A 24701-nucleotide genomic window follows, 5' to 3' on the forward strand; every position below is an offset into this window, starting at 1 on the left:
CTTTAATAACGAGTTAATAATTCTGTCGCCGCACCTTCGTCTGTGACGAGGATGATGTTCGGCGTGTGTTTCGCATATGCGGCGATCGCCTGTGCCTTCGACTTTCCTCCGGCGACAGCGATGACGGTGTCCATGTCGTCGAGCTCCTCCAATTGGATCCCGACCGTCTTGACCCGGTGCACGATTTCACCTTCCGCGTTGAAATAATATCCGAACGCTTCGGCGACGGCATCGTGCCGTTCGATCATCCGCAAATGCTCTGGTGACGCGTGACGGCGTTTCGCCATCGTTTCCGCCTCACCAATTCCATGTACCACAATTCGCGCCGCTCTAATCATTTCCAGTACATTTTTAATGCTAGGTTCCTCCACCATCCGCTCGAATGTCTCTTGCGAAACCTCGTCCGGAATGTGGAGTAAATGATAGTCGGCATGGGCCCGGTCGGCCATCCGAGAACAGACGGTGTTCGCCTGTAACTCGAGCGTCTCTCCAAGTCCGCCGCGTGCTGGCACGAAATGCATCGGCCGTTCTTTTTTATCGGGCGACATCATGGCCGCAACCGATGCCATCGTCGTCCCGCCTGTGACCGCGATGATATTGTCGTCCGGTGCCAGTCTCGCTTTCAGTTGCGTGACGGCGGCCCGGCCGATATCTCGCTGGACCCAGAACGTCTCGTCGGAATCACCCGGTACGATGACGACTTGGCGAACGCCTAGTTTGCGCTCGAGTTCTCGTGCGACTTCCGAGATGCCTAGGATCTCTCCCATGACCTCGTGCAAGTCCCGGAGAACGTTTCGGCCCGATTCCGTAAGGGAAATGCCTTGAGTAGCGACCATCAATAGACCTTGGTCTTTCAAAAAGTCAACTTCTCGTCTTAGGATTCGTTCCGTCAGCCCGAGGCTTGTGGCCAATGTCCTGCGGCCGATCGGCTGCATCAAACGGACATAATGTAAGATATCGTAACGATGTCGGAGCGTATCGAGCATGTCGGGAACGATTTGCTTCTGAACTTGAATCAGCTGCTGGATCATACTCATTCCCCCTCGACTTAAAGCATGGACAATTTTTGTCCCACTTTTATTTTTGCGTCCCACCGCTACGACTTCATCTTATCAATCACCTTTCCGTCTTGCAACCCCTTCAAACGTTTTTTTTCGATGTAAGCGTATACTTAACAAAATCTTCAACTTTACTGTCATCGTATCGACCTTGACTAATGACACGTCCCTCGTGTAAGACGACAGGGATCTCAAACAAGTATTTCGCCTCGAGTTCTTCGTTGCCGGTGATGTCGATTTGCTCGAGCTCGAACGAATAGTCTTCCATGAGCCATTCGAGCATGACGAGCGCCTCCTCGCAGAGCGAACAGTTGGCGCGGCGGTATAACGTCAGGACCATGTCAGTCCCCTCCTTTCCATAGTTGTCGTTCCCGCTCCCGCGAGTTTCCAAAACCGAGCGCCTCCCGATAGTTCGCCACGGTCCGTCGTGTCACCGTATAGCCGAGCCGGGCCAGCTCGCGCATGAGTGCGGCATCGCTCAGCGGCGATGTCTCTTGTTGAATCAGTTCGGCGAGCGCCTTCTTCACCATGAACGGCGATTGCCCGTGCGAGGCCCGGACGAAAAAGTGACGCCATGCCATCACGCCGCCTTCGGTCGTCACGTACTTGCCTTGAATCGCCCGGCCGACGGTCGACTCGTGCTTGCCGATTTGTTCGGCGACTTCTTTTCGCGTTAAAGGATGCAAGACGAGCTTCCCGTCCAACCAATCGCGTTGGCGTTCGGCGATGACGGCCCACACCGATTTAAGCGTCGCGTTCCGCATCTCGAGCGTCTCGTGCCACCATTTTGCCTCGCGGTCGTCTCTGATCCGAGCCGCATCGAGCGTCGGGCTGAACCATGTCGTCACGAGCTCACCGTCACGACGGACGACTTCAAGTTCCGGGACGACGTGTTCGGTTCCTTCATATAATAATGGCGTCTTCGGGAGCGTCGTCACGATACGCGTCACTCGTTCGTACTCGGCAACCGAGATGTCGAGTCGTCCCGGGATGTCATCAAGGTGCGCGTCGAGCGCCTCGAACACGTCCAAGACGAGTGGGTCGTCATGTTCAATCGCATGCCGATATTGGCAGTCGTGCTCATTCTTTGCCCCGATCCCTGTCGGTTCTAAAAACAAGAGCGCCTGGCGCGCCGCCTCAATGTCCGCCACATCGACCTCGAAACGATGGGCGAGCACGAAGTCGCTCTCCGGTAGTAGACCGCGATGATCGAGCGCGAGGACGAGCCGTTTCTGGAGCGCACGCTGGGTCTCGGTCCCGCTCCCTTCCTTGATCTGCTCGAACAATCGCTCCTCGAACCCACTCGCCGTATCGGCCACCCATTCGACCGCACCGCTCCCCGTGGCGATGCATGGATTGCGTCGAGCCAACCGGCCGAGCTGAAAGGCGATCGCGGTCCGGTCCGCCTCGAGAATCGGCAGCCGCCGAACCATGTCCTGGGTCAGCTGTTGTGTTTGAAGTTGTTGCTGTTCTTGCCGTTGCATCGGTCACACCCCTCTCGCTTCTTATTGTAACGAACAGCGGGAAATCGCGCTCAAAAAAAAGTGAGCCGAACAGGATTGCTTTTTTAAAAAAACAAATGTATAATAAATCGTGTCAGAGAACATGCACCCGTAGCTCAGGGGATAGAGCACTGGTTTCCGGTGCCAGGTGTCGGGAGTTCGAATCTCTCCGGGTGTATCATAGCAAGAGGTCAGGCAACATATGCCTGGCCTCTTTTGTCGTTTTAGAATCGTCAAACCGTGGAATAGGTCAAAAACGATGACTATCGTTTGACCAACATTGACTATAGCGGTATGATATGTTTACAACCTACATAAAGGAGGCAGATTCAATGTTAATTCCAACAGTTATCGAACAAACAGGTCGCGGGGAACGCGCGTACGATATTTACTCACGCTTGCTCAAGGACCGCATCATCTTGCTCGGAAGTGCAATCGACGACAACGTCGCCAACTCGATTGTCGCCCAGCTTCTCTTCCTTGCAGCCGAGGACCCAGATAAGGACATCTCACTTTACATCAACAGCCCGGGTGGTTCGATCACTTCCGGAATGGCGATTTATGACACGATGAACTTCATCAAGCCGAACGTGTCGACGATTTGTATCGGAATGGCCGCATCGATGGGTGCCTTCTTGCTCCAAGCCGGTGAACAAGGCAAACGCTTCGCGCTTCCAAACGCAGAGATCATGATTCACCAACCGCTCGGCGGTACGCAAGGTCAAGCATCGGATATCAAAATCCATGCCGAACGCATCATCAAGATGCGTGAGAAATTGAACCAAATCATGGCCGATAACACAGGCCAGCCGCTTGAAGTCATCGAGCGCGACACAGAGCGCGACTACTTCATGTCAGCTGAACAAGCGAAAGACTACGGTCTCATCGACAAAGTCATGACGCGTTAATCCAAAAGTGCCTTTCCCGACTTCGGGAAAGGCACTTCTTTGTTATTGGACGGGCAACCAAATTTCAATCAAGTCGTCGGCTCCGTCTTGCCCATGAATATAGCGCTCAAAATCGAGTGCATCTCGCAACGTTACATCCGGCAATGCTAGAAGTTGATTATATGTCGTAGGGATGGCTGGAATTCCCCCTTCGACCGTGGCGACAAGATACCGTCCTGCCGACAGTTCAACCTGTCTTCCGTCTTCACCTGTCACAGGATTAGTCATCCCTGCTAAATAGGCTTCTTCTTTCGCTAAACAGACGCCATATGATTCGTCTGTTGTCAGCTCTGGTTGCAGTTTTTCCCAAACGAATGGGATTTTGGTGAGTTCGGATACATAGCCGTTTACGATTTTCGGTTGGTCCCACTTCTCATAACGTACTTTCATTGAATCTCCCCCTGTTTGCATCCATTTAATTTGTTGCTCGACTTGTCGCAACGCCTCGATCTCACGTTGAACCTCGTCAAGTCTGCTGTCGAGTAACCCGCTCACACTTTCTGCCGCTTGAATTTGTTCGAGTGAGATGCCCATTTGACGTAGTAACTTGATTTCGTTCAGGCGCCTTATTTCTTCCATCCCGTATAACCGATACTGATTCTCTAAACGAGTCGGTTGGACAAGTCCTTTTGCTTCATACCATTTTATTGCTTTAGTGGACAACCCCGTTAGATGGACCACTTTTCCGATTTGAATCATTGGCGTCCCCCCTTCTCGTTTATCATAAAGCCGGCCGTAGCGGACAGGTCAACATCTTTATTCTTTGACCTCTACCCCGAATACATAGCGGCTATCGCCTTGCGGCCAATCCCCGCCCGTCTCGAATACATAAACGCCCGGCTCGTCTGGCACGACCGGTTCAGCCGGGACAAGTTCCCCATCGACGAGTTGATGGAACGAGGCGTTCGACGGCTCGGCATGGAACTCGACATCAATCTCGGCACCCGCTTCGACCGGCACGAGCTGTAGGTCATCCGCCTCCGGCAGAGCGTGGTCCTCGCATACCGCCTCGCCCCCATCCGACCAACAGAATGTCGACTGTTTCACTTCCGCGGTCACGGTTCCGACCCGGACCGTCGGGAGCGGTGGTTTGACCGACGTCCCCGACTTCCAAAACGAGGTGGCGTATAAAATCCCGCCGACCACGAGCAACCCAATCACAACAATCCATAATCCTTTTCGTCTCAACCCGCTCATCCCCTTTGTACGTCTATTCCCCGTCCTACGAAAAAAACGACCCACTTTCGTGAGTCGTCCTGTTCATTTCGGGCGTCGGAGCCCTTTCATCATATAGCCGCCTTTAAAGTCGATTGGATCGAAAGCGACGAGGAACGCCTTCGGTTCATACTCCTCGACCATCTGGCGCAAATCTTTCATCCGTGTCCGCGCTGCCAAGACATCGAGACGATAGCGGATGCCGTCACGTCCCTGCCCTTGGTAGTGTGTCACCCCGTAGCCGCTGTCGCGCATCTTCTGGATGAGCTCGGCCGGGAACTCTTGTGTGTGGACTTGAATCATATTGTAGCCGATCGCAAGTTTCCGCTCGACGTAACCGCCGACGAGAATCCCAAGTCCGAAGCCGACCGCATAGACGATCATCCCGAGTGTCGTCAAATCTTGGAACACGATGCCGAGCGCGAAGATATAGATAAGCGTCTCAAGCGTACCGAACAGCCCCGCAATCATCGTTTTTCCTTTGACGAGCATGATGGTACGAAGCGTCAGCACCGGTACATAGACGAGTTGTAATACTAGGATGAGCAAGATTTGCCCCATTGGAACGACCTCCATTCGAATTCAATACAACCACTATTTCAAATTTCAGGGCCGGATGCAACCAAAAAAGGCTGACCGGAGTCAGCCTTTCGCAATTATTTGTCTAAGTTATCAACGCTCGTGAGCAGTTCATAGTCTTTACGGATGACCTGATAGATGGCATTCGTGTCGCCTGACAATACTTCTTCGGCCCGCAATTGGTTGAGGAAGAGGCTTGTCGCGAACGTGACGAGGGCACTTTTCGGGATCCCGATTTGTTTCGCACGCTCCGTGATGACCTGGTCTAAGTCAGCGTCAATCGTGAGCGAGATTCTTTTCTTTGCATTCGACATAATCATGAAGCTCCTTTAAGTTACATTTCTAAAGTCCTATACACAATTGCTAATTATATAGGAAGAATGGTTTTGGCGCAACCAACGTCACGATGAGCTGATTTCTTCACCGTTGCGCACCTTGTCCGCGATCTGGTCGATTTTACGGAGCCGGTGGTTGATTCCTGACTTCGAGATTGGTCCCGTCTCGAGCATCTCGCCGAGTTCTTGAAGCGAGACGTCTTGATGGGTGACCCGGAGTTCAGCGATTTCTCGGAGTTTGACCGGTAAAATCTCAAGCCCGACCGTGCGCTCGAGGAACTTGATGTTCTCGACTTGGCGGAGCGCCGCCCCGACGGTCTTGTTCAAGTTCGCCGTCTCACAGTTGACGAGCCGGTTGACCGAGTTGCGCATGTCCTTGATGATGCGCGCGTCCTCGAAGTCGAGCATACCGCGCGTGGCGCCGACGAGTTTCAGGAAGTCCGAGATTTTCTCGCTCTCTTTGATGTAGAGGATATGACCTTTCTTCCGCTCGAGCGTCTTCGCGTTCAAGCCGAAGCGGTTGGCGAGGTCCCGGAGCGCCTGGTTATGGTTCTCGTACAAGCTATATACCTCGAGGTGATACGATGACGTCTTCGGATGGTTGATTGAGCCGCCGGCGAGGAACGCCCCGCGCAAATACGCCCGGGCGAGGTTCTCGTCGCGTGTCATATCCGAGTTGAGCGTCCGAATCATCTCGTAATTCTCCCCGAGAATCTCGAGGTCCTTCAACATCGTCTCGGCGCGTTGGGCGACACGGACGATATAGACGTTGTTCTTCTTCAACCGCATTTTCTTCCGTACGAACAAATCGAGATGATGGTCGTACAGCCGTTTCATGAGGGAATAGATTCGGCGTGCGATGGCGGCGTTCTCGGTCGAGACGTCGAGCGTCATCCCCCGCCCTAAGGCGAGCGAGATGACCCCGTTCATCCGGACGAGCGCGGACAGTTCCGCTTTCGCCTCGGCACCGGTCACAACGAGTTGCGTCAGTTCTTTTTTGACGTCAGAGGCAAAGCTCATGTCAGTCCCCTCCTTTCTGTTCAATCACAACTTATTTCAGCTCGAGCTCTTGAAACGAGCGTGGTTTCTTGATGCGCAGCACGCGCTGCATGACGAGGCCGGCGATGGCGTCCGAGTCGTGGCGGATGTAATCGCGATTATAGTCGACGATGTCACCGGCGAGCACGTTCGTGCCATAGTTCCGAAGCTTCTTGCGATCGAACCGGACCTCTTCCGAGCCGTCCTCGAGGTAACGCTCTAAATAGATGTCCTCGATCGGCTCGTTATTGACGACGATCGTGTCGACCGTCGACTTGCCGAGATACGCCTCAATCGATTTCAAATGCTTCATCGCGTCGTACCCTTTCGTCTCGCCCGGCTGCGTCATGACGTTGCAAATATAGACGACCGGCTTCCCGGAGCGGACGATGGCGTCGCGCACTTCCGGAATCAACAGGTTCGGGATGATACTCGTATATAAGCTCCCTGGTCCGAGTACGATCAAATCCGCGTCCTCAATCGCCTCGACGACACCTGCCGCCGGCTTGATGCCCTCTTCGAGCAAGAATAGGCGCTTAATCGGTTTTTCGACGAGCGGGATTTTCGATTCGCCTTTGACGATCGTCCCGTCCTCAAACTCGGCCGCGAGCGTCATGAGCGTCTCCGTCACCGGGAGCACCTTGCCCTGGGCGTTCAACAGCTGCGACAAGACGTCGACCGCCTTGACGAACGAGCCTTCACAGATGTGCGTCGCCGCCGTCAGCATGAGGTTGCCGAGCGAGTGGCCTTCGAGCCCAAAGCCGCTGTCGAACCGATATTGCAGAATCTTGTCCATGAGCGGCTCGACCTCGGACAAAGCGAGGATGACGTTCCGGATATCGCCCGGCGGTAACATGTGGAACTCGTCACGGAGGCGTCCCGAGCTGCCCCCGTCGTCCCCGACCGTGACGATGGCCGTTATATCGAGCGGATAGTGCTTCAAGCCCCGTACGAGCGTCGAGAGGCCCGTACCGCCACCGATGGCCACAACTTTCCTTTCGCGTCTCATCTTACTTCTCCTTCGTCGCATGCGCGAGGTCGCGATGGACGGTCTTGACGTTATAGCGCTCGGCGAAATGGGCCGACACTTTCTCGGCGAACGTAATCGAACGGTGCTTCCCGCCCGTACAGCCGAAGGCGACGACGACTTGCGTCTTCCCTTCGCGCTTGTACTGCGGCAACAGGAATTCGAGCATGTCGATCAGCTTCTTATAGAACGCCCGCGCCTCGGGGTGCGACATGACGTAATTCTGGACTTCTTCCGTCTGTCCGGTGAGCGGACGGAGCTCCGGGATATAGAACGGGTTCGTGATGAAGCGGACGTCGAACAACAAATCGATATCGAGCGGGACGCCGTGCTTGAACCCGAACGACATGAAGTTGACCGTGAACGGAATCCGTTCCTCGTTGAATTGGAGCAGGATGCGGTCTTTGAGCATCTGCGGCTTCAAGTCGGTCGTGTCATAGAGCGTATGGGCCCGGTCACGGAAACCTTCGAGTAACGAGCGCTCGAGACCGATGCCGACGAGTGGTGCGTCTTCCGGGGCGAGCGGATGCGACCGGCGCGTCTCTTTATAGCGGCGCACGAGCACTTCGTCCCGTGTGTCGAGATAGAGTAAGTGCGGGTGCACGTTCTTCTGTTCCAAGTCGTCGATGACGATAAACAGGCTGTCGATGAAGTCGCGCGTGCGCGTATCGATCGCGACGGCTATTTTCGGTCGGACCGAGCTGATGACGTCAATCAATTGCGGCAATAGCACCGGCGGCAAGTTATCGACGCAAAAATAGCCGAGGTCCTCAAAGCTGTTCATCGCGACCGATTTCCCGGCCCCGCTCATCCCGCTGATGATAATCAATTCTTCTAATCCTTTAAAGTCTTCCATGTCACTGACGCCCCCTTAAAATTGACAACCGAGCCGTGTGTGTAGCTCTCTTCTGTCTTTAGTATAACGAACGCCTGAAAAAAAGAGAAGGGATTGCGGTCGCCCGCAATCCCTTCTGTCTCTAGTCACGCGTTTTGTTCGTGCAACGCCTCGAGGAGTCCCTCGATATAGTGTTGCGCGTTTTGAGCGGCAATCGACCCATCGTTCGTCGCGGTGACGACTTGACGGAGCGTCTTGTCGCGAACGTCTCCGGCTGCGAAAATCCCAGGGATCGTCGTCTGCATCGCTTCGTTCGTGACGATATAGCCTTGCTCGTTCGTGATGCCGAGGTCTTTGACGAAACCAGTGATCGGGTTCATGCCGATATAGATGAACACGCCATCGATCTCATGGTCCGACTCGGTTCCGTCGACCGTGCTGACGAGACGCGCCCCACCGACTTTTCCGTCCGCTTCCACGATCTCTTTGAGCGTGTGGTTCCAGATGAAGTCGATTTTCGGGTTGTCGAACGCCCGTTTTTGAAGAATCTTTTGCGCGCGAAGCTCGTCGCGACGGTGGACGATTGTGACTTTGTCAGCGAAGCGCGTCAAGAACACGCCTTCTTCGACTGCCGAGTCACCGCCACCGATGACGAACAAGTTCTTGCCTTTGAAGAATGCTCCGTCACAGACCGCACAGTAAGAGACACCGCGGCCGCCGAGCTCTTCTTCGCCCGGGACACCGATTTTCTTGTATTGCGCGCCTGAGGCGAGAATGATGGCCCGCGCTTTATAGTCGCGATTGTGGGCGTGAACGACTTTATACTCCGTCTCGTCCGAGATGCTTTGGACGTCGCCATAGGCGTACTCCGCACCAAACGCTTTCGAGTGGTCGAACATTTTTTGAGACAAGTCTGGACCAAGAATGCTGTCATAGCCCGGATAGTTTTCGATATCTTCCGTGTTCGCCATCTGTCCACCTGGGATGCCGCGTTCGATCATAAGTGTCGATAAGTTGGCACGCGACGCGTAAAGTGCCGCAGTCATTCCGGCTGGGCCGGCCCCGATGATAATGACATCATAGATTTTTTCTTCTGTCATAATGATTCCACCTCTGCATGAAATTGATTGACTTCAGTATAAGAAACCTAGGGAGGTATCGTCTATCTTTATGCTTGTTCGAGTGTTTGTTTGAACGAACGGATCGTCTCCGTGAGCGTCGCGACATCGATACCGAACACATCGGCACAGTCGTCGAGGACGAGAGCGTCCCGTTTCGCATAGAACATCCAGACGAGGGCAGCGGCCGATGCCGTTGTGTCCTCGAATGATGCACCGGCGAGCAGCAAGAGCGCGAACCGTTCATAAAAGTCGCCGTCGAGGCTCATCTGTTCTGCTTCCGAGACTTTCGTCTCGGCAAGCAGAAGCGCGTCATACGCCTGAGCGATGCGGACGTCGCCTGTGAACGGAGCCTGGCAAATCTCGGCCCGGCACTTCTCAGCGAACGCAAGCACCGTCTCGTTGTCGGTGATGCCACTCGTCAACGCAAGCGCTTCGAACGCCTCGTCATCGGCGAGCTTCGAGATGATTCGGATGATTTCGATTCGAGCCGCGTCTTCTTCTTGACGCAATCCTTGGACGAGCGCCGAGCGGAACTCGAGGTTGTCGCGGATGTCGTACGGGCTCTTCTCTTCGAATTGTTTCAACTCGTCACTGTTCAAATAGGTAGCCGCTTCTTCAAGACGCCCGGTCTTGTAGGCGGATACGCTGAGCCAATGCCCGAACAGTGAATCCCCACGGAACCCGCGCTCTTTCAACAGGCGGAGTTCTTCGTACGCGCGGTCGTATTGACCGACGAGCGCGAGCGTCGTGGCGAGTTTGTAGCGTAAATCGAACTGGAGCGGACGGACACGTGTCAGTGGGACCGACAGTTGGAGCGCCGCCTCTGATTGTCCGGCTTCATGCAACAACAGAATCGTGTTCAAGAGCGCATGCAAGTTACCCGGGTTCTCATCGAGCACGTACTCGAGCGTCTCGAAAGCCGCGTCATCGTTGCCGAGATAAAAATTGACGACAGCCAAGTTATTGAACGCCGGCCAAAAGCGCGGATAGCGATCGATTAACCGTTCGAGCGTCGACTTGGCGGCGAACAGGCGGCCTTTGTCGATATGCTGTTGGGCCTCGGTGTGCCACGTGATCAGCTCGTCTTCTTCGTCATCTTCGAGTTCTTGTTCGAGTTCAATCAGTTCTAACAGGGATTGGACCGAGTCCGCGTAGCGTCCGTGTGCCTCGACTTCGAGGTAGCGGTTCGCATACATCGCTGCTTCTTCATATAAAGAGATATAGGCGCAGTTGCTCGCAAGGTGATATAAGGCCTCAGTTGACGTTTCATCGAGTTCAAGCACCCGTTTCCACACGTCATTGGCGTGGTAGATCTCCCCTACTTCAAATAACAGTTCAGCGTACTGTTTGTGATAGTCGACGCGGTGGGCTGCAGCGGCAGTGGCTTCAGCCATGAAAAAAGTCGCTTCATCTAGGCGACCTTCACGTAACGCACGACGACCTCTATAGTAGTGGAGCTCCGCGGCGAGCGGAGATTCTGGTTCGGGTAGCGTCATTACTGCTTCATAGTTCGCTTCCATATTCTAAATCCTCCACATCATCTCTAAATCTTTTTTTAGTTGCAGGGTTAAGAATACCGCACTCAATCAGTGAGGGCAACTGAAAAACTTAAAAAAAATCGGGACTATATTCCTTCTATAATGAATATATTTTGCTAGGTCCGCTAAATGCTTTTTGACAAAAATATGAGGGTTTCGTGTCAGCGCCCACAGACACAAAAAAGCGGCATCCCCTTTAAAAAAAGTGATACCGCTCTAGTAATTTTATGAGGACGAACATGTCTTGACCTCAAAATGATTTCGCGCTAAATTGTGTCTATTTTGTGTCGATGGTTTGGAGCTTTGCGCCAACGACGCGCTCTCCGGGCAGGACGTCGCGATGCACGACGGCACCGGCACCGATGACGGCCCGGTCGCCGATCGTGACGCCAGGAAGGATCGTCACGTTCGCCCCAATCAACACCTCGTCCCCGATGCGGACATCCCCGATCCGGTACTCGTCGATGAGGTACTCGTGACAGAGAATCGTCGAATTGAACCCGATGACCGTATTACGGCCGATCGAGATTCGCTCCGGGAACATGACGTCCGGTGTCACCATGAGGGCGAGCGCGCTATACTCCCCGATTTCCATGCCGAGGAACGTCCGGTACAACCAGCGTTTCGCTTTGACGGATGGGAAGTAGCGGCCAATCAAGACGACGGTCGTGTTCTTGAAGACGCGCAGGAAACGAATCGTCCGATACATCTGCCAGAGCGGATTCGGCCCGTCGAGACGAAACCGTTCCGTCTTACGCATGGACCGTAACCTCGTCGAGCCACGCCTCAAAATGTTCCATCGAGTCGATGATGACGTCCGGCTCGAGCGCTTCTAAAAACGCGCGGCCTTTCAACGCCCAGCCGACGGCGACCGTCTTCGTGCCGGCGTTCTTGCCACTGAAGATGTCCGTGTCATTATCGCCGACCATGACGGCGCGGTCCGCCGTCGACCCAAGCACGCGGAGCGCCCGCTCGACCGGTTCGGCATGCGGTTTCTCATGGACGACATCGTCGGCCGTGATGACGACGTCGAACAAGTGGTCGATGTTGAACAAACGCAAGCCTTGCTCGACGACAGGACGGCCTTTCGATGTGACGACGCCCATCTTGTATCCTTTGGCGTGAAGGCGATACAGCCCCTCGATCACACCCGGATACTCGGCGACGAGCTGGTCGTGCATGGCGATGTTGAAGCTGCGATAGAACGCCTGCATCTCTTTCCATTCCGGCTCATTGAGCGCTTTGAACGACTTCTCGAGCGTCGGTCCGATGAACGGGAAAATGTCCTCGTCGCGATACGTCTCGTTTGGGAAGTAATACTCGAGCGTGTGACGGAAGCTCGCGATGATGAGCGGGTTCGTATCGAGCAACGTGCCATCCAAATCGAATAGAAGGGTATCCATCAATCAAACAGTCCTTTCTCTGAAGGGTCGTCGTATCGCTTCGCTTTGCGGCGGACGATCATCATGACGATACCGAACACGATCATCGCGATCGAGACGAGTTGTGCCGTCCGGAGATCACCGGCCATCAAGCTGTCGGTCCGCAGTCCTTCGATATAGAAGCGACCGATTGAGTACCAGACGAGATACGACAAGAAAATATAGCCGCGCGGCGGGTTACCGACCATACGCCATACGACGAGCAAGATGACGCCGATGATGTTCCAGACGCTCTCGAACAAGAACGTCGGCAAATAGTAGGCCCCGTCGATATACATCTGATTGACGATCCAGTCCGGGAGGAAGAGAGTCTCATTCAAGAAACGGCTCGTCGTCTCGGCACCGTGCGCCTCTTGGTTCATGAAGTTCCCCCAGCGACCGACCGCTTGTCCGAGCAAGAGCGACGGTGCGAGGATGTCCGTGATCTTCCAAAACGACATCGACTTGCGCATGCAATAGATGACGACGACGAGCAGCGCCCCGAAGATGGCCCCGTGAATGGCGATGCCGCCTTGACGGATGTCGATGATTTGGCCGAGGTTCTGACTATAGTAGTCCCATTGGAAGATGACGTAGTAAATCCGGGCGAAAACGATGCTGATCGGAATCGACCAGATGATGACGTCGACGACCCGTTCTGAATCATAATTGAGGCGCTTCGCCTCGAACAAGGCGAGAACGAGGCCGAGCATCGCCCCGAAGGCGATAATCATGCCGTACCAATAAATCGGGAGTGACCCGATCTCAAACGCGACGCGGTCAAATGTTGGCTCTACCATTATTCCATGTCTCCTTCGTTGTCATGGATGGCGTTCGCGAGCCGCTCCGCGAACTCTTCGGCCGTATTGATGCCCATGTTCTGCAGACGGTAGTTCATCGCCGCGACTTCGACGATGACAGCCAAGTTACGTCCCGGACGGACCGGAATCGTCAAAATCGGCACTTCACTGTCGATGATTTTCATCGTGTTGTGATCGAGCCCGACGCGGTCATATACTTTGCCCGCATCCCAGTTCTCGAGGTTGATGATCAAGCTGATTTTCTTGTGCGAACGGACGGCACCGGCACCGAACAACGTCATGACGTCGATGATGCCGATTCCGCGAATCTCGAGCAAGTGACGAATCAGCTTCGGCGCTGAACCGACGAGCAATTGGTCCCCGGTCTGGCGAATCTCGACCGAGTCATCAGCGACGAGACGGTGGCCCCGCTTGACGAGTTCGAGGGCGGTCTCGGATTTCCCGACGCCGCTCTGCCCTTTGATGAGCACGCCGACGCCGTAGATGTCGACGAGCACGCCGTGCATCGCCGTCATCGGTGCGAGTTCCATCTCGAGGAAGTTCGTGATTTGTGACTCGATTGAGGTCGTGACCGCGTTCGTGCGCATGAGCGGAACGTTCGCCGCCTCGGCTTCTTGTTCAATCTCTTTCGGGATGTCGAAGCCGCGCGTGATGAGGATGCCCGGTGTCAATTCCGTGCATAAAATCTTCGCCCGCTCGCGGCGGCTCTCTTCCGACAAGCTCGCATAGAACGTGAGCTCGGTCTTCCCGAGCACTTGAAGCCGATTTTTCGCATAGTGGGTATAATAGCCGGCAAGGACGAGTCCCGGTCGACTGAGGTCCGGTGTGGCGACAGGACGGTGAAGTCCCTCTTCCCCGGCGATGACTTGAAGTTTGAAGCGCTCAACGAGTTGAGCCGTGCGTACGATATTTTGCATGAGTAATCTGCCCCTTTCACGCTCATTATTGTATCATAGCTCTTCTTGAAAAGTGTCAACGAAAGTGAGCCGAAGCGTGTCGAAAAAAAGAGGTGAAACTAAATTGTGGCAATTGCGTAGAACGGGTATAGACGAATAGGGAGGTGAAATGAAATGAATTCACTATTTTGGATTGCCATTGTCTTTATTTTTATCGTCGGGATCGCGGCGCTCGTCTACTTGGTCAAGTCACTATTTGACATGTGGCGCGAGTATGCGGCGACGAAGAACGAGACGGTGCTCTTATTGTTCATCTTGAACATCGTCGGCTTGTTCTTGTCCGGGTCGCTCTTATCGATGATCGTCGCCATCATCTTCTATTGGAACCGATCGAAGAAGATGCGGTATCTCGGAATCTTCTTGCTTATCGCCGGACCGGTCCTATTTATCCTGTTCATCATCGGCTCATTCACGCTGTATGACGGTCAAATGATGGATTGGGAACAGATGGAGTATCAAATGAATCTATGACACGACAAAAACCCGGAGGCATTCGCCTTCGGGTTTTGTCATGGGTGTCTCATTCGCCCGGCAAATAACCGACCACGGTGTTCGACTCCGGTGCGACCAAAATCGTCGGGACGCCGACGCTACTGTTCGGGTCCGCTTCGAACGATACGGCGAGCGCCTCGGTCCCCTTATACGCATCGTCCAACAGTTCATAGCCATCATCGACCGTGATACGATGTACCTCGGCACTCGCTCCCGCATCGATTGCGGGCTCTTGCCAGTTTCGCGCGGTCACATACGCCCAGGCGATGGCAATCGCTTCGTCGCCTGCCGGCTCGTTCCCACTGACGATGCGCTGTTTGTCGTCACATCCGCCGAGCAACAGCACCGCAATCATCATCCATCCGGACGCTGACGCTAATCGCTTCATCCCGTCCCTCCTCATCTATCAAGTTGAAAGAAACCCGAAGGCGAGAGGCCTTCGGGTTGTCGGTCATTGCTGATGGAACGGGTTGTTCAAATCGGCTGGATTGACCGGGTCGACCGGGTCGATCGGTTCCACCGGCTCGTGCTTGTCCTCTTCGAGGAACGTCGACGGCGTATGGAGCGAGCCGTGTTCGAGGTCGATTGTACCGGTACGTGTTCCGGCCTCGACTTCGATGCGTGGTGTCTGACCGCGTCCCGACAGGAATTCAAGACGACGCTGGGCGACATCTTTCCGGTCACGGATCAACTCGAGCTCGTCCAAGTTACAGTGAAGTCCACCGAAGTTCGTCTCGAGTTCCCCTTCGACCTCGACGCCGTGCGGCAAGACGAGACGAATGTTTCCGGCGAGCGAGACGAGCTCGAACTTGGCCGGACGGGCCGTCGCGAGTTCGGCCCGGATATTCCCGTTGCCGGTCTTGAGCGACGCCTTGTCATATTTCCCGTTCACGATGACGGCACCGTTGCCGGTCCGTACGTGGACGAGTTCTGACTCGACCGCTTCGACCTCGACCGTGCCGTTCCCCGTATTGAGGAGCAGCTCTGAGGCGTGCACGTCATGGAGCACGACCCGGCCGTTCGCCGTCTGGATGCGAACGCTCTCGACATCGAGGCCGTCCGCGCGGACTTCCCCGTTGAGCGTCTGCACGTGCAGGTGATCGAAATGATGATGCGGGACGTACAGTTCGACGTGGGCCCGAACGAGTTTGTCACGGAGCGACACGACGAGACGGTCGCCGATGACCGAATGCTTGACCGCCGACTGAAGCTGTTCGAGTGCCTTGTCCGCGTCTTGTTGACGGAGCGGACGGCCCGTGACGATCAGTTCGCACTCGTCGTTGTCGGACGAGACAATCGTCGCCGAGGCGTTGAACAAGTCGAGCGAGATGTCTTTCCCAGTGAACGGGAACGATTTCGAATACGTCACTTCTGGTCCGAAGTTCGAGCTGAACGTGAAGTCGCTGTCACGAAGTTTCGTCACGAGTCCTTCGACGGCCGACGTCAGTTTCGTCGTGAGCGACTCGACCGAATACGCATCGACTTTCTCCGTCTCTTGACGTTCCTCGAGCGCTTGGACGCGCTCAGGTTCGAGCCGTTCCAGTCGCTCGAGTTGGGTCATGCCCTCTTCAATCGTCAGCTTTCCATCTTTCACTTGCTGGAGAATCAGTTCACGCATTTCTTGTTTCACTGTTCGTTTCCCCCTTCGATTTGGTTACACGTCAATCATGTTCCCGTTTCTCATCATTTCTATACCTTACTTCCGTTTTCCTGCTTTTGGTTTCGCTCGGGCCGAATCCCGTTCTAACACCGGCTTCAAATACTTACCCGTATACGAGGCTGCCACTTCAGCGACTTCTTCCGGAGTCCCGGTCGCGACGATTGTCCCGCCACCGTCACCGCCCTCAGGTCCGAGGTCGATCAAGTAGTCGGCCGATTTGATGACGTCGAGGTTATGCTCGATGACGAGTACCGTGTCCCCGTTCTCGACGAGGCGTTGCAGCACTTTCAACAACCGGGCGATATCATCGACATGAAGTCCTGTCGTCGGCTCGTCCAAAATATAAATCGTCTTGCCGGTCGATCGCTTATGGAGCTCAGAGGCGAGCTTGACGCGTTGCGCTTCCCCGCCCGACAGTTCCGTCGCCGGTTGTCCAAGTTTCATATAGCCGAGACCGACGTCATAAATCGTCTGAATCTTGCGCTTGATTTTCGGAATCTTGTCAAAGAAGTCGAGCCCTTCTTCAATCGTCATATCGAGCACGTCGGCAATCGTCTTGCCTTTGTACTTCACTTCGAGCGTCTCGCGGTTATAGCGTTTCCCGTGACACACTTCACACGGGACGTAGACGTCCGGCAAGAAGTGCATCTCGATTTTGATGATTCCGTCCCCGCGGCACGCCTCGCAGCGTCCGCCCTTAACGTTGAAACTGAAGCGGCCTTTCTTATAGCCGCGCATCTTCGCCTCGTTCGTCGACGCGAACACGTCACGGATATCATCGAATACGCCGGTATACGTCGCCGGGTTCGACCGTGGCGTCCGTCCGATTGGCGACTGGTCGATATCGATGACTTTATCGATATGGTCGAGTCCTTCAATCTTCTTATGCTTCCCTGGCTTCGCCTTGGCCCGGTTGATGTGATGGGCGAGCGATTTATACAGAATCTCGTTGATGAGCGTCGACTTCCCAGAACCAGAGACACCGGTGACGGCAATGAACATGCCGAGCGGGATCGAGACATCGACCCCTTTCAAGTTGTTCTCTTCCGCCTTCAAAATTTTCAAGAAGCGCTCGTCCGGCACTTTGCGTTCGGCCGGGAGCGGAATGAACTTCTTACCCGACAGATATTGGCCCGTGAGCGACTTTCGGTTCTTCATGAGTTGCTTCGGCGTCCCGGCGGCGATGACTTCTCCACCGTGTTCGCCGGCGCCCGGTCCGATGTCGATCAAATAATCGGCTGCCATCATCGTATCCTCATCGTGCTCGACGACGATGAGCGTATTGCCGATATCACGCATCTGTTTGAGCGTCGCGATCAAGCGGTCGTTGTCGCGTTGGTGCAACCCGATTGACGGTTCATCGAGGACGTATAGGACGCCCGTGAGCCGCGAACCGATTTGCGTGGCGAGACGAATCCGCTGTGCTTCCCCGCCCGAGAGTGTCCCGGCGGCGCGAGAGAGCGTCAAATAGTCTAGACCGACGTTGTTCAAGAAGCTGAGCCGCTCACAAATCTCTTGCAAGATGAGACGGGCGATGGCGATATCTTTCTCGCTCAGTTCCGTCATGATCGAATCGAACAAATCGATGGCGTTGACGACCGACAAGTTCGTCACTTGGCCGATATGGTGACCCGTGATTTTGACGGCGAGCGTCTCTTCTTTCAAACGGTAGCCGCTACATGTCGGACAGGCGTGGGTCGCCATGTACGTCTCCATCTGTTCACGGATATAATCGGACGTCGTCTCTTTATAGCGGCGCTCGATGTTACGGAGCACCCCTTCGAAGAAGATCGTGTTCGTCCGGACTTGTCCGAAATCGTTCTCATAACGGAACAAGAACGACTCTTCATCCGTTCCGTGCAAGACGAGGTCTTGGTCCCGCTTGGACAAGCGTTCGAACGGTACATCCATGTCGATGCCGAAGTGTTTACACATCGAGGCGAGCAGTTGCGGATAATACTGCGAACTCGTCGGCTGCCAGGCGACGATCGCGCCTTCCTTCAGCGTCTTCGATGGGTCTGGGATGACGAGTTCCGGATCGACGTCGAGTTTCGTACCGAGCCCGTCACACGTCGGACAGGCGCCGAACGGTGAGTTGAACGAGAACATGCGCGGCTCAAGTTCGCCGATCGAGAACCCACAAATCGGACAAGCGTGATGTTCGCTGAACAGGAGCTCGGTGCCGTCCATCTTATCGATGATGGCCCGACCGTCGGCAAGGCGAAGCGCCGTCTCGAGCGAGTCAGCAAGACGACCTTCGACGTCAGCGCGAACGACGAGACGGTCAACGACGACTTCGATCGAATGTTTCTTATTCTTATCAAGCTCGATCTCATCGGTCAGTTCAATCGTCTCGCCATTGACACGAACGCGGACGAACCCTTCCTTTTTGAGCGAGTCGAACACTTTGACGTGCGTCCCTTTGCGGCCCGAGACGATTGGCGCCAGGATTTGCAGGCGCGTCTTCTCCGGCAGCTCCATCACTTGGTCGACCATCTGTGAGATGGTCTGGCTCGAGATTTCGATACCGTGACGCGGACAGACCGGTTTCCCGATGCGAGCGAACAAAAGACGTAAGTAGTCATAGATTTCCGTCACCGTCCCGACGGTCGAGCGCGGGTTACGGCTCGTCGTCTTCTGGTCGATCGAGATGGCCGGGCTCAGCCCTTCAATCGTATCGACGTCCGGTTTGTCCATCTGTCCGAGGAATTGACGGGCGTAGGCCGATAGACTCTCGACGTAACGGCGCTGCCCCTCGGCGTAGATGGTGTCGAACGCGAGTGACGATTTACCGGAACCGGACAAGCCCGTCAAGACGACGAGCTGGTCCCGTGGAATATCGATATCAATGTTTTTCAAGTTGTTGACGCGCGCCCCTTTGATGACGATCGCATTTTTCTTTTCAGCCATTTAATTCCCTACCTTCAACTCCAAGATTAAGTCACGCAATTCGGCCGCCCGTTCGAACTGGAGGTCGCGGGCCGCTTGTTTCATTTCTTCTTCTAGCTTGGCGATGGCTTCCTCACGTTCAGCCGGCTTCATCGAGCTGAGTGATTCGAGCACATCCTCCTCGGCGTCGACCGTCGCGCGGATGACGCCGCGTACTTCTTTACGGATCGTCTGCGGCGTGATGCCGTGTTCTTCATTATAAGCTTCTTGAATCGAGCGACGACGATCGGTCTCTTCAATCGCGCGCGTCATCGAGTCGGTCATCTTATCAGCGAACAAGATGACGTGCCCGTTCGAGTTCCGCGCCGCCCGCCCGATCGTCTGAATGAGCGATCGGTCCGAACGGAGGAACCCTTCCTTGTCGGCGTCTAGAATCGTGACGAGACTCACTTCCGGGATGTCTAGTCCTTCCCGCAGCAAGTTGATTCCGACGAGGACGTCGTATTTCCCGAGACGCAGGTCACGGATGATCTCAATCCGCTCGAGCGTCTTGATTTCCGAGTGCATATAGTTGACCTTGATGCCCGCTTCACGCAGATAGTCCGATAAATCCTCGGCCATCTTTTTCGTGAGCGTCGTCACGAGGACGCGTTCGTCCTGTTTGATACGGTCGCGAATCTGATCCATCAAGTAGTCGATTTGTCCCTTAATCGGATGAATCTCGATCGTCGGGTCGAGTAGACCCGTCGGCCGGATGATCTGTTCGATCATGTTCGGTGTATGTTCAAGCTCGTAAGGACCCGGTGTCGCCGAGATGAAGATCGCTTGCGACAACTTCTTCTCGAACTCGTCGAACTTGAGTGGTCGGTTGTCTTTGGCCGAAGGCAGACGGAAACCGTGGTCGACGAGCACTTGTTTCCGGGCCTGGTCGCCGTTGTACATGCCGCGCACTTGCGGGAGCGTCACGTGCGACTCATCAGCGATGAGCAAGAAGTCTTTCGGGAAGTAGTCGATGAGCGTGTACGGCGTCGCCCCTGCCTCCGTCAAGTTCAAATGACGTGAATAGTTCTCGATGCCTGAACAGTAGCCCATCTCGCGCATCATCTCGAGGTCATAGTTCGTCCGTTGTTCGAGGCGCTGTGCTTCAAGCAGTTTGCCTTCTTCGCGGAACTTTTCGAGCTGCTGTTCGAGCTCGGCCTCGATGTTGACGATTGCTTTTTGCAACTTCTCGTCACGAGTGACGAAGTGGGACGCCGGGAAGATCGAGACGTGCTCCCGGTCGGCGATAATCTCTCCGGTGAGTGGGTCCATCTCGCGGATGCGGTCGATTTCGTCACCGAAAAACTCAACGCGCAAGCACTGCTCGTCACGTGACGCCGGGAAAATCTCGACGACATCCCCGCGGACACGGAAACGGCCGCGCTGGAAATCGATATCGTTCCGTTCATATTGAATGTCGATCAGTTTGCGGAGCATCTGGTCGCGCCCCATCTCTTTGCCGACGCGGAGACTTAAGACGAGACTGTTATACTCTTCCGGGTTACCGAGACCGTAAATACAGGAGACGGAGGCGACGATGATGACGTCGTCCCGCTCGAACAAGGCCGATGTCGCCGAGTGGCGGAGTTTATCGATCTCATCGTTAATCGAGGCATCTTTCTCGATGAACGTGTCGGTCGACGGCACATACGCCTCCGGCTGATAGTAGTCGTAATAACTGACGAAGTATTCGACGGCGTTGTTCGGGAAGAACTCTTTGAACTCGGAGTAGAGCTGTCCGGCGAGCGTCTTGTTGTGGGCCAAGACGAGCGTCGGCTTCTTCACTTCTTGGATGACGTTCGATACGGTGAACGTCTTCCCGGTGCCGGTCGCACCGAGCAACGTCTGATACCGGTCGCCGCGATTGATTCCTTCGACGAGCTGACGAATCGCTTCCGGTTGGTCGCCGGCCGGCTTATATTCTGAATGTAAGTCGAACGGAACGCTAATCTTATCCATGTATATTCCTCGCTTTCTTTACCTTGCATATTGGCTTGATTATATCACATACACGAACAAATATTCGCTTCTGACACGCTTCCCAAATCGTTCCGCTTTTCGTTATCATGGAGAGTGAATCTAAACAGAAACGAGTTGGTCGTCATGTGGTCGCTTCTCTTTATCCCGCTCGGTGCCGTCGTCGGCGCCACGTCGCTCCTATTCGTCGTCGGGACGAGCCTGTCCGGCGCCAAGAAACATACGTCGCTCGGCAACGTGTCCTGGTTGACAGGCATCACGGTCGGCTTGGCCGGTGCCGTCACGGCTCAGCTGTCGAGCCGGCTCGTCCTCTCGATCTCGGGCACGTACGACTGGTTGCTCAATCTATTTTATCTGGCTATCCTATCTTATTTTGCCGTTACGCTATTAAAGAAAACATCGAAACCGCAGAAGCCGAAAAAATCATCGCTACTTGCCGCCCTCGTCATCGGGATGATGGCCGGGCTGTTGTCGGCGCTACTCGGTATCGGTGGCGGTTTCATCATCGTCCCGCTCCTCGTCAGTTGGCTTGGATTCTCGACACATCACGGGGTCGGAACGAGCCTGGCTGCCGTCCTGTTCATCTCGCTCGGCGGACTCGTCGGTTATCTCCCGTCGCTGTCGCTCGACTACGTGACGCCGCTCGCGTTGGTCATCGGCGCTTTCATCGGAGCCCCGTTCGGCGCCACGCTCACGAATCGCTATCACGATAAAGAGATCTCTAACCGACTCGCCTGGTTATATATGGCCGTCATCACCTCGATCGCGCTCGATCTTGGTGCCGCCGTCTATGCGCCGCTCGCGTACGTCAGTTTGGCGGTCCTGCTCGCTTTTCTTGTCGGGATTGGACTCGACTTCAGACGGCGTATTGTCAATCAAAACCACTTTTCATAAGAAAAGTGGCTTTTTTTGCATATACGGTTTTGAAACGCTTACATTTGGGGCATATAATGAAGTGGTAAGCCAAATTTAATATGGAAGGAAGGGAGTATCACATGTCAGCATTCGTCAGCGAAATTATTGGTACAATGCTACTCATCTTGCTCGGTAACGGTGTCGTCGCCGGCGTCGTGCTCCGTCATTCGAAAGCGGAGAACGCAGGTTGGGTCGTCATCACGTTCGGTTGGGGCTTCGCCGTTATGATCGGGGTATACGCAGCCGGAATCTACGGAGGGGCGCACTTGAACCCTGCCGTCACGGTCGGGCTCGCGACAGCAGGCTCATTCCCTTGGGCTGATGTGCCCGCCTACATCTTGGCACAGTTTATCGGGGCGTTCATCGGGGCCGTCCTCGTGTTCGTGCACTACAAACCGCACTATGATGTGACCGACGATCCAGGTGCCAAACTGGCCACCTTCTCGACCGCACCAGGGATTCGTAGCACGCCGTTCAACTTGATCGGGGAAATCATTGGTACGTTCGTCCTCGTCTTCGGAATTTTGTCATTCGGGGCCAACACGTTCACGGACGGCTTGAATCCGCTCATCGTCGGTTTCCTCGTTGTCTCGATCGGTCTCTCGCTTGGTGGTACAACGGGATATGCCATCAACCCGGCACGTGACCTCGGGCCGCGGATTGCGCATGCGATTCTTCCAATCAAAGGCAAAGGGACGTCGGACTGGGGCTATTCATGGATCCCGGTCGTCGGACCAATCATCGGGGCGGTCATCGCCGCATTGGTTTACGGCATTCTTGTCCCATAATCTTTCTAATTTCTAAGGAGGCACTCTCATATGGAGAAAGAAAAACGTTATATCTTAGCACTTGACCAAGGAACGACAAGCTCACGGGCGATCATCTTCGACCACGACGGAAAAATCGTCACGACCGCTCAGCGTGAGTTCAAACAATACTTCCCGAAACCGGGCTGGGTCGAGCATAACGCCAATGAGATTTGGGGGTCTGTCCTCGCCGTCATGGCCGAGGCGTTCGGTTCGGCCGACATCGATCCAAAAGAGATCGCAGCTATCGGGATCACGAACCAACGGGAAACGGCCGTCGTCTGGGAGAAGTCGACAGGACGTCCGGTCTATAACGCCGTCGTCTGGCAATCGCGTCAAACAGCCGGTATTTGTGATGAGTTGAAGGAAGCCGGTCATGCCGACTTGTTCCGCGATAAAACTGGTCTCTTGATCGACGCCTACTTCTCAGGCACGAAAGTCAAATGGATCCTCGACAACGTCGAAGGCGCCCGTGAGAAAGCCGAAGCCGGTGACCTCCTCTTCGGAACGATCGACACTTGGCTCATCTGGAAACTGTCAGGCGGCCACGCCCACGTCACGGACTACTCGAACGCGTCACGTACGCTCATGTACAACATCTATGAGCAAAAATGGGACGATGAGTTGCTCGAGATCTTGACGGTACCAAAGTCGATGCTCCCGGAAGTCAAACCGTCGAGTGAAGTGTACGCCAACACGATCCCGTATCACTTCTTCGGCTTCGAAGTTCCGATCGCCGGTGCGGCCGGTGACCAACAGGCTGCCCTCTTCGGTCAAGCCTGCTTCGAGTCAGGAGAAGGTAAGAACACGTACGGAACAGGTTGCTTCATGCTCATGAACACGGGCGAAGAAGCCGTCAAGTCGGACCATGGTCTGCTCACGACGATCGCGTGGGGATACAACGGTAAAGTCGAATATGCGCTCGAAGGTTCAATCTTCGTCGCCGGTTCGGCCATCCAATGGCTCCGTGACGGACTCCGTATGCTCAAGTCGGCGAAAGACACGGAACAGTACGCCAACCGCGTCGAGACGACAGACGGCGTCTACGTCGTCCCTGCCTTCGTCGGACTTGGTGCCCCGTATTGGAACTCGGACGTCCGTGGTGCCATCTTCGGCCTCACGCGCGGGACGGAGAAAGAACATTTCGTCCGGGCGACGCTCGAGTCACTCGCCTATCAGACACGCGATGTCTTGACGGCGATGGAACAAGATTCTGGCATCGAGTTGAAGACGCTCCGCGTCGACGGCGGTGCGGTCAACAACAACTTCCTCATGCAGTTCCAAGCGGACATCTTGGACGTGCCGGTCGAACGGCCTGAAGTGAGCGAGACGACGGCTCTCGGTGCCGCCTATCTCGCCGGTCTCGCCGTCGGGTTCTGGAAAGACCAAGCAGAGATCAAACAGCAGTGGAAACTCGACCATCAGTTCGAACCGAAGATGGACGAAGCACACCGCGAAAATCTGTATAAAGGCTGGCAACACGCCGTCGAAGCGACAATGGGCTTCAAACCATCAAAACTTGAACTTTAA

At 54.9% G+C, this 24701-nt stretch carries 25 protein-coding genes and 1 tRNA gene; 6 read left to right on the plus strand and 20 right to left on the minus strand.

Annotation, left to right across the window (positions count from 1 at the left end; all coding sequences use genetic code 11):
* Nucleotides 1–2: 2 nt before the first annotated feature.
* The 3 genes from KNP68_RS06870 to KNP68_RS06880 form a co-directional block, all read right to left on the minus strand.
* Nucleotides 3–1031: a sugar-binding transcriptional regulator gene (locus tag KNP68_RS06870; protein WP_021065445.1), complete on the minus strand. Its 1029-nt coding sequence runs from the start codon at nt 1029–1031 to the stop codon at nt 3–5.
* A gap of 109 nt (nt 1032–1140) precedes the next feature.
* Nucleotides 1141–1398 (minus strand): glutaredoxin family protein, encoded by a 258-nt coding sequence (locus KNP68_RS06875; RefSeq protein WP_058764126.1) that lies wholly within the window; start codon nt 1396–1398, stop codon nt 1141–1143.
* 1 nt (nt 1399) lies between these two features.
* Nucleotides 1400–2542, minus strand: coding sequence for an RNA polymerase factor sigma-54 (locus tag KNP68_RS06880; protein ID WP_214799130.1), 1143 nt, complete (start codon nt 2540–2542; stop codon nt 1400–1402).
* A 123-nt stretch (nt 2543–2665) separates the two neighbouring features.
* Here KNP68_RS06880 and KNP68_RS06885 point away from each other — a divergent pair.
* Nucleotides 2666–2738, plus strand: a tRNA-Arg gene (locus tag KNP68_RS06885).
* A 154-nt stretch (nt 2739–2892) separates the two neighbouring features.
* Nucleotides 2893–3468 (plus strand): ATP-dependent Clp endopeptidase proteolytic subunit ClpP, encoded by a 576-nt coding sequence (gene clpP / locus KNP68_RS06890; RefSeq protein WP_021065442.1) that lies wholly within the window; start codon nt 2893–2895, stop codon nt 3466–3468.
* 42 nt (nt 3469–3510) lie between these two features.
* On the opposite strand, the gene KNP68_RS06895 is transcribed toward clpP, so the two are convergent.
* The 13 genes from KNP68_RS06895 to hprK all read right to left on the minus strand — a co-directional run bounded on the left by KNP68_RS06895 (nt 3511) and on the right by hprK (nt 14354).
* Nucleotides 3511–4206 (minus strand): MerR family transcriptional regulator, encoded by a 696-nt coding sequence (locus KNP68_RS06895; RefSeq protein WP_214799132.1) that lies wholly within the window; start codon nt 4204–4206, stop codon nt 3511–3513.
* Nucleotides 4207–4263: 57 nt separating this feature from the next.
* Nucleotides 4264–4704 carry a hypothetical protein gene (locus KNP68_RS06900; RefSeq protein WP_214799134.1) on the minus strand — a complete coding sequence of 147 codons (441 nt, stop codon included), beginning with the start codon at nt 4702–4704 and terminating at the stop codon, nt 4264–4266.
* Nucleotides 4705–4767: 63 nt separating this feature from the next.
* Nucleotides 4768–5283 carry a DUF2179 domain-containing protein gene (locus KNP68_RS06905; protein ID WP_021065440.1) on the minus strand — a complete coding sequence of 172 codons (516 nt, stop codon included), beginning with the start codon at nt 5281–5283 and terminating at the stop codon, nt 4768–4770.
* Nucleotides 5284–5378: 95 nt separating this feature from the next.
* Entirely contained in the window at nt 5379–5615 is a 237-nt protein-coding gene (locus KNP68_RS06910) for a hypothetical protein (protein WP_021065439.1), read from the minus strand.
* An 87-nt stretch (nt 5616–5702) separates the two neighbouring features.
* Nucleotides 5703–6656 (minus strand): DNA-binding protein WhiA, encoded by a 954-nt coding sequence (whiA, locus tag KNP68_RS06915; protein WP_214799136.1) that lies wholly within the window; start codon nt 6654–6656, stop codon nt 5703–5705.
* A gap of 31 nt (nt 6657–6687) precedes the next feature.
* Nucleotides 6688–7683, minus strand: coding sequence for a gluconeogenesis factor YvcK family protein (locus KNP68_RS06920; protein WP_021065437.1), 996 nt, complete (start codon nt 7681–7683; stop codon nt 6688–6690).
* A gap of 1 nt (nt 7684) precedes the next feature.
* Entirely contained in the window at nt 7685–8557 is an 873-nt protein-coding gene (gene rapZ / locus KNP68_RS06925) for an RNase adapter RapZ (protein ID WP_021065436.1), read from the minus strand.
* A 125-nt stretch (nt 8558–8682) separates the two neighbouring features.
* Nucleotides 8683–9636 (minus strand): thioredoxin-disulfide reductase, encoded by a 954-nt coding sequence (gene trxB, locus KNP68_RS06930; RefSeq protein WP_214799138.1) that lies wholly within the window; start codon nt 9634–9636, stop codon nt 8683–8685.
* Nucleotides 9637–9704: 68 nt separating this feature from the next.
* On the minus strand, nt 9705–11177 hold the full coding sequence (locus tag KNP68_RS06935; RefSeq protein ID WP_251131473.1) for a tetratricopeptide repeat protein: 1473 nt from the start codon (nt 11175–11177) through the stop codon (nt 9705–9707).
* A gap of 295 nt (nt 11178–11472) precedes the next feature.
* Nucleotides 11473–11955: an acyltransferase gene (locus KNP68_RS06940; protein ID WP_214756742.1), complete on the minus strand. Its 483-nt coding sequence runs from the start codon at nt 11953–11955 to the stop codon at nt 11473–11475.
* Nucleotides 11948–12598, minus strand: a complete 651-nt coding sequence (ppaX, locus tag KNP68_RS06945; RefSeq protein ID WP_214799140.1) for a pyrophosphatase PpaX — start codon at nt 12596–12598, stop codon at nt 11948–11950. Before ppaX ends, KNP68_RS06940 begins: the two co-directional genes overlap by 8 nt.
* On the minus strand, nt 12598–13416 hold the full coding sequence (gene lgt / locus KNP68_RS06950) for a prolipoprotein diacylglyceryl transferase (protein WP_214799142.1): 819 nt from the start codon (nt 13414–13416) through the stop codon (nt 12598–12600). Before lgt ends, ppaX begins: the two co-directional genes overlap by 1 nt.
* Nucleotides 13416–14354 carry an HPr(Ser) kinase/phosphatase gene (gene hprK / locus KNP68_RS06955; RefSeq protein WP_021065430.1) on the minus strand — a complete coding sequence of 313 codons (939 nt, stop codon included), beginning with the start codon at nt 14352–14354 and terminating at the stop codon, nt 13416–13418. The genes lgt and hprK overlap by 1 nt, the downstream gene beginning before the upstream one ends.
* Before the next feature lie 153 nt (nt 14355–14507).
* Here hprK and KNP68_RS06960 point away from each other — a divergent pair, with 153 nt between their 5' ends.
* Nucleotides 14508–14864 (plus strand): hypothetical protein, encoded by a 357-nt coding sequence (locus KNP68_RS06960; protein WP_021065429.1) that lies wholly within the window; start codon nt 14508–14510, stop codon nt 14862–14864.
* 49 nt (nt 14865–14913) lie between these two features.
* On the opposite strand, the gene KNP68_RS06965 is transcribed toward KNP68_RS06960, so the two are convergent.
* The 4 genes from KNP68_RS06965 to uvrB all read right to left on the minus strand — a co-directional run bounded on the left by KNP68_RS06965 (nt 14914) and on the right by uvrB (nt 21432).
* A complete protein-coding gene (locus tag KNP68_RS06965; protein WP_214799144.1) occupies nt 14914–15273 on the minus strand; it encodes a hypothetical protein in 360 nt (119 codons plus the stop codon).
* Nucleotides 15274–15336: 63 nt separating this feature from the next.
* Nucleotides 15337–16515 carry a DUF4097 family beta strand repeat-containing protein gene (locus KNP68_RS06970; protein WP_021065427.1) on the minus strand — a complete coding sequence of 393 codons (1179 nt, stop codon included), beginning with the start codon at nt 16513–16515 and terminating at the stop codon, nt 15337–15339.
* A gap of 66 nt (nt 16516–16581) precedes the next feature.
* Entirely contained in the window at nt 16582–19455 is a 2874-nt protein-coding gene (gene uvrA, locus KNP68_RS06975) for an excinuclease ABC subunit UvrA (RefSeq protein WP_214799146.1), read from the minus strand.
* The gene (gene uvrB / locus KNP68_RS06980; protein WP_021065425.1) at nt 19456–21432 is read right to left on the minus strand and encodes an excinuclease ABC subunit UvrB; all 1977 of its coding nucleotides are present in this window, start codon (nt 21430–21432) and stop codon (nt 19456–19458) included. It abuts the gene before it with no gap.
* A gap of 114 nt (nt 21433–21546) precedes the next feature.
* Between uvrB and KNP68_RS06985 the strand changes: the two genes are divergently transcribed.
* The 3 genes from KNP68_RS06985 to glpK all read left to right on the plus strand — a co-directional run bounded on the left by KNP68_RS06985 (nt 21547) and on the right by glpK (nt 24701).
* A complete protein-coding gene (locus tag KNP68_RS06985; RefSeq protein WP_214799148.1) occupies nt 21547–22344 on the plus strand; it encodes a sulfite exporter TauE/SafE family protein in 798 nt (265 codons plus the stop codon).
* Between the two features lie 101 nt (nt 22345–22445).
* Nucleotides 22446–23153, plus strand: coding sequence for an MIP/aquaporin family protein (locus tag KNP68_RS06990; RefSeq protein WP_029334585.1), 708 nt, complete (start codon nt 22446–22448; stop codon nt 23151–23153).
* Between the two features lie 30 nt (nt 23154–23183).
* Complete coding sequence (gene glpK / locus KNP68_RS06995; RefSeq protein WP_214707253.1) at nt 23184–24701, plus strand: glycerol kinase GlpK; 1518 nt, start codon at nt 23184–23186, stop codon at nt 24699–24701.

The sequence above is a fragment of the Exiguobacterium sp. s50 genome (assembly GCF_018618175.1).
Classification (GTDB): Bacteria; Bacillota; Bacilli; order Exiguobacteriales; family Exiguobacteriaceae; genus Exiguobacterium; species Exiguobacterium chiriqhucha.

Bases quoted from the DNA above. Each gene is read 5' to 3' on its own strand.
- KNP68_RS06870 (WP_021065445.1), bottom strand. From the start codon at position 1,031: ATGATCCAGCAGCTGATTCAAGTTCAGAAGCAAATCGTTCCCGACATG.
- KNP68_RS06875 (WP_058764126.1), bottom strand. From the start codon at position 1,398: ATGGTCCTGACGTTATACCGCCGCGCCAACTGTTCGCTCTGCGAGGAG.
- KNP68_RS06880 (WP_214799130.1), bottom strand. From the start codon at position 2,542: ATGCAACGGCAAGAACAGCAACAACTTCAAACACAACAGCTGACCCAG.
- clpP (WP_021065442.1), top strand. From the start codon at position 2,893: ATGTTAATTCCAACAGTTATCGAACAAACAGGTCGCGGGGAACGCGCG.
- KNP68_RS06895 (WP_214799132.1), bottom strand. From the start codon at position 4,206: ATGATTCAAATCGGAAAAGTGGTCCATCTAACGGGGTTGTCCACTAAA.
- KNP68_RS06900 (WP_214799134.1), bottom strand. From the start codon at position 4,704: ATGAGCGGGTTGAGACGAAAAGGATTATGGATTGTTGTGATTGGGTTG.
- KNP68_RS06905 (WP_021065440.1), bottom strand. From the start codon at position 5,283: ATGGGGCAAATCTTGCTCATCCTAGTATTACAACTCGTCTATGTACCG.
- KNP68_RS06910 (WP_021065439.1), bottom strand. From the start codon at position 5,615: ATGTCGAATGCAAAGAAAAGAATCTCGCTCACGATTGACGCTGACTTA.
- whiA (WP_214799136.1), bottom strand. From the start codon at position 6,656: ATGAGCTTTGCCTCTGACGTCAAAAAAGAACTGACGCAACTCGTTGTG.
- KNP68_RS06920 (WP_021065437.1), bottom strand. From the start codon at position 7,683: ATGAGACGCGAAAGGAAAGTTGTGGCCATCGGTGGCGGTACGGGCCTC.
- rapZ (WP_021065436.1), bottom strand. From the start codon at position 8,557: ATGGAAGACTTTAAAGGATTAGAAGAATTGATTATCATCAGCGGGATG.
- trxB (WP_214799138.1), bottom strand. From the start codon at position 9,636: ATGACAGAAGAAAAAATCTATGATGTCATTATCATCGGGGCCGGCCCA.
- KNP68_RS06935 (WP_251131473.1), bottom strand. From the start codon at position 11,177: ATGGAAGCGAACTATGAAGCAGTAATGACGCTACCCGAACCAGAATCT.
- KNP68_RS06940 (WP_214756742.1), bottom strand. From the start codon at position 11,955: ATGCGTAAGACGGAACGGTTTCGTCTCGACGGGCCGAATCCGCTCTGG.
- ppaX (WP_214799140.1), bottom strand. From the start codon at position 12,598: ATGGATACCCTTCTATTCGATTTGGATGGCACGTTGCTCGATACGAAC.
- lgt (WP_214799142.1), bottom strand. From the start codon at position 13,416: ATGGTAGAGCCAACATTTGACCGCGTCGCGTTTGAGATCGGGTCACTC.
- hprK (WP_021065430.1), bottom strand. From the start codon at position 14,354: ATGCAAAATATCGTACGCACGGCTCAACTCGTTGAGCGCTTCAAACTT.
- KNP68_RS06960 (WP_021065429.1), top strand. From the start codon at position 14,508: ATGAATTCACTATTTTGGATTGCCATTGTCTTTATTTTTATCGTCGGG.
- KNP68_RS06965 (WP_214799144.1), bottom strand. From the start codon at position 15,273: ATGAAGCGATTAGCGTCAGCGTCCGGATGGATGATGATTGCGGTGCTG.
- uvrA (WP_214799146.1), bottom strand. From the start codon at position 19,455: ATGGCTGAAAAGAAAAATGCGATCGTCATCAAAGGGGCGCGCGTCAAC.
- uvrB (WP_021065425.1), bottom strand. From the start codon at position 21,432: ATGGATAAGATTAGCGTTCCGTTCGACTTACATTCAGAATATAAGCCG.
- KNP68_RS06990 (WP_029334585.1), top strand. From the start codon at position 22,446: ATGTCAGCATTCGTCAGCGAAATTATTGGTACAATGCTACTCATCTTG.
- glpK (WP_214707253.1), top strand. From the start codon at position 23,184: ATGGAGAAAGAAAAACGTTATATCTTAGCACTTGACCAAGGAACGACA.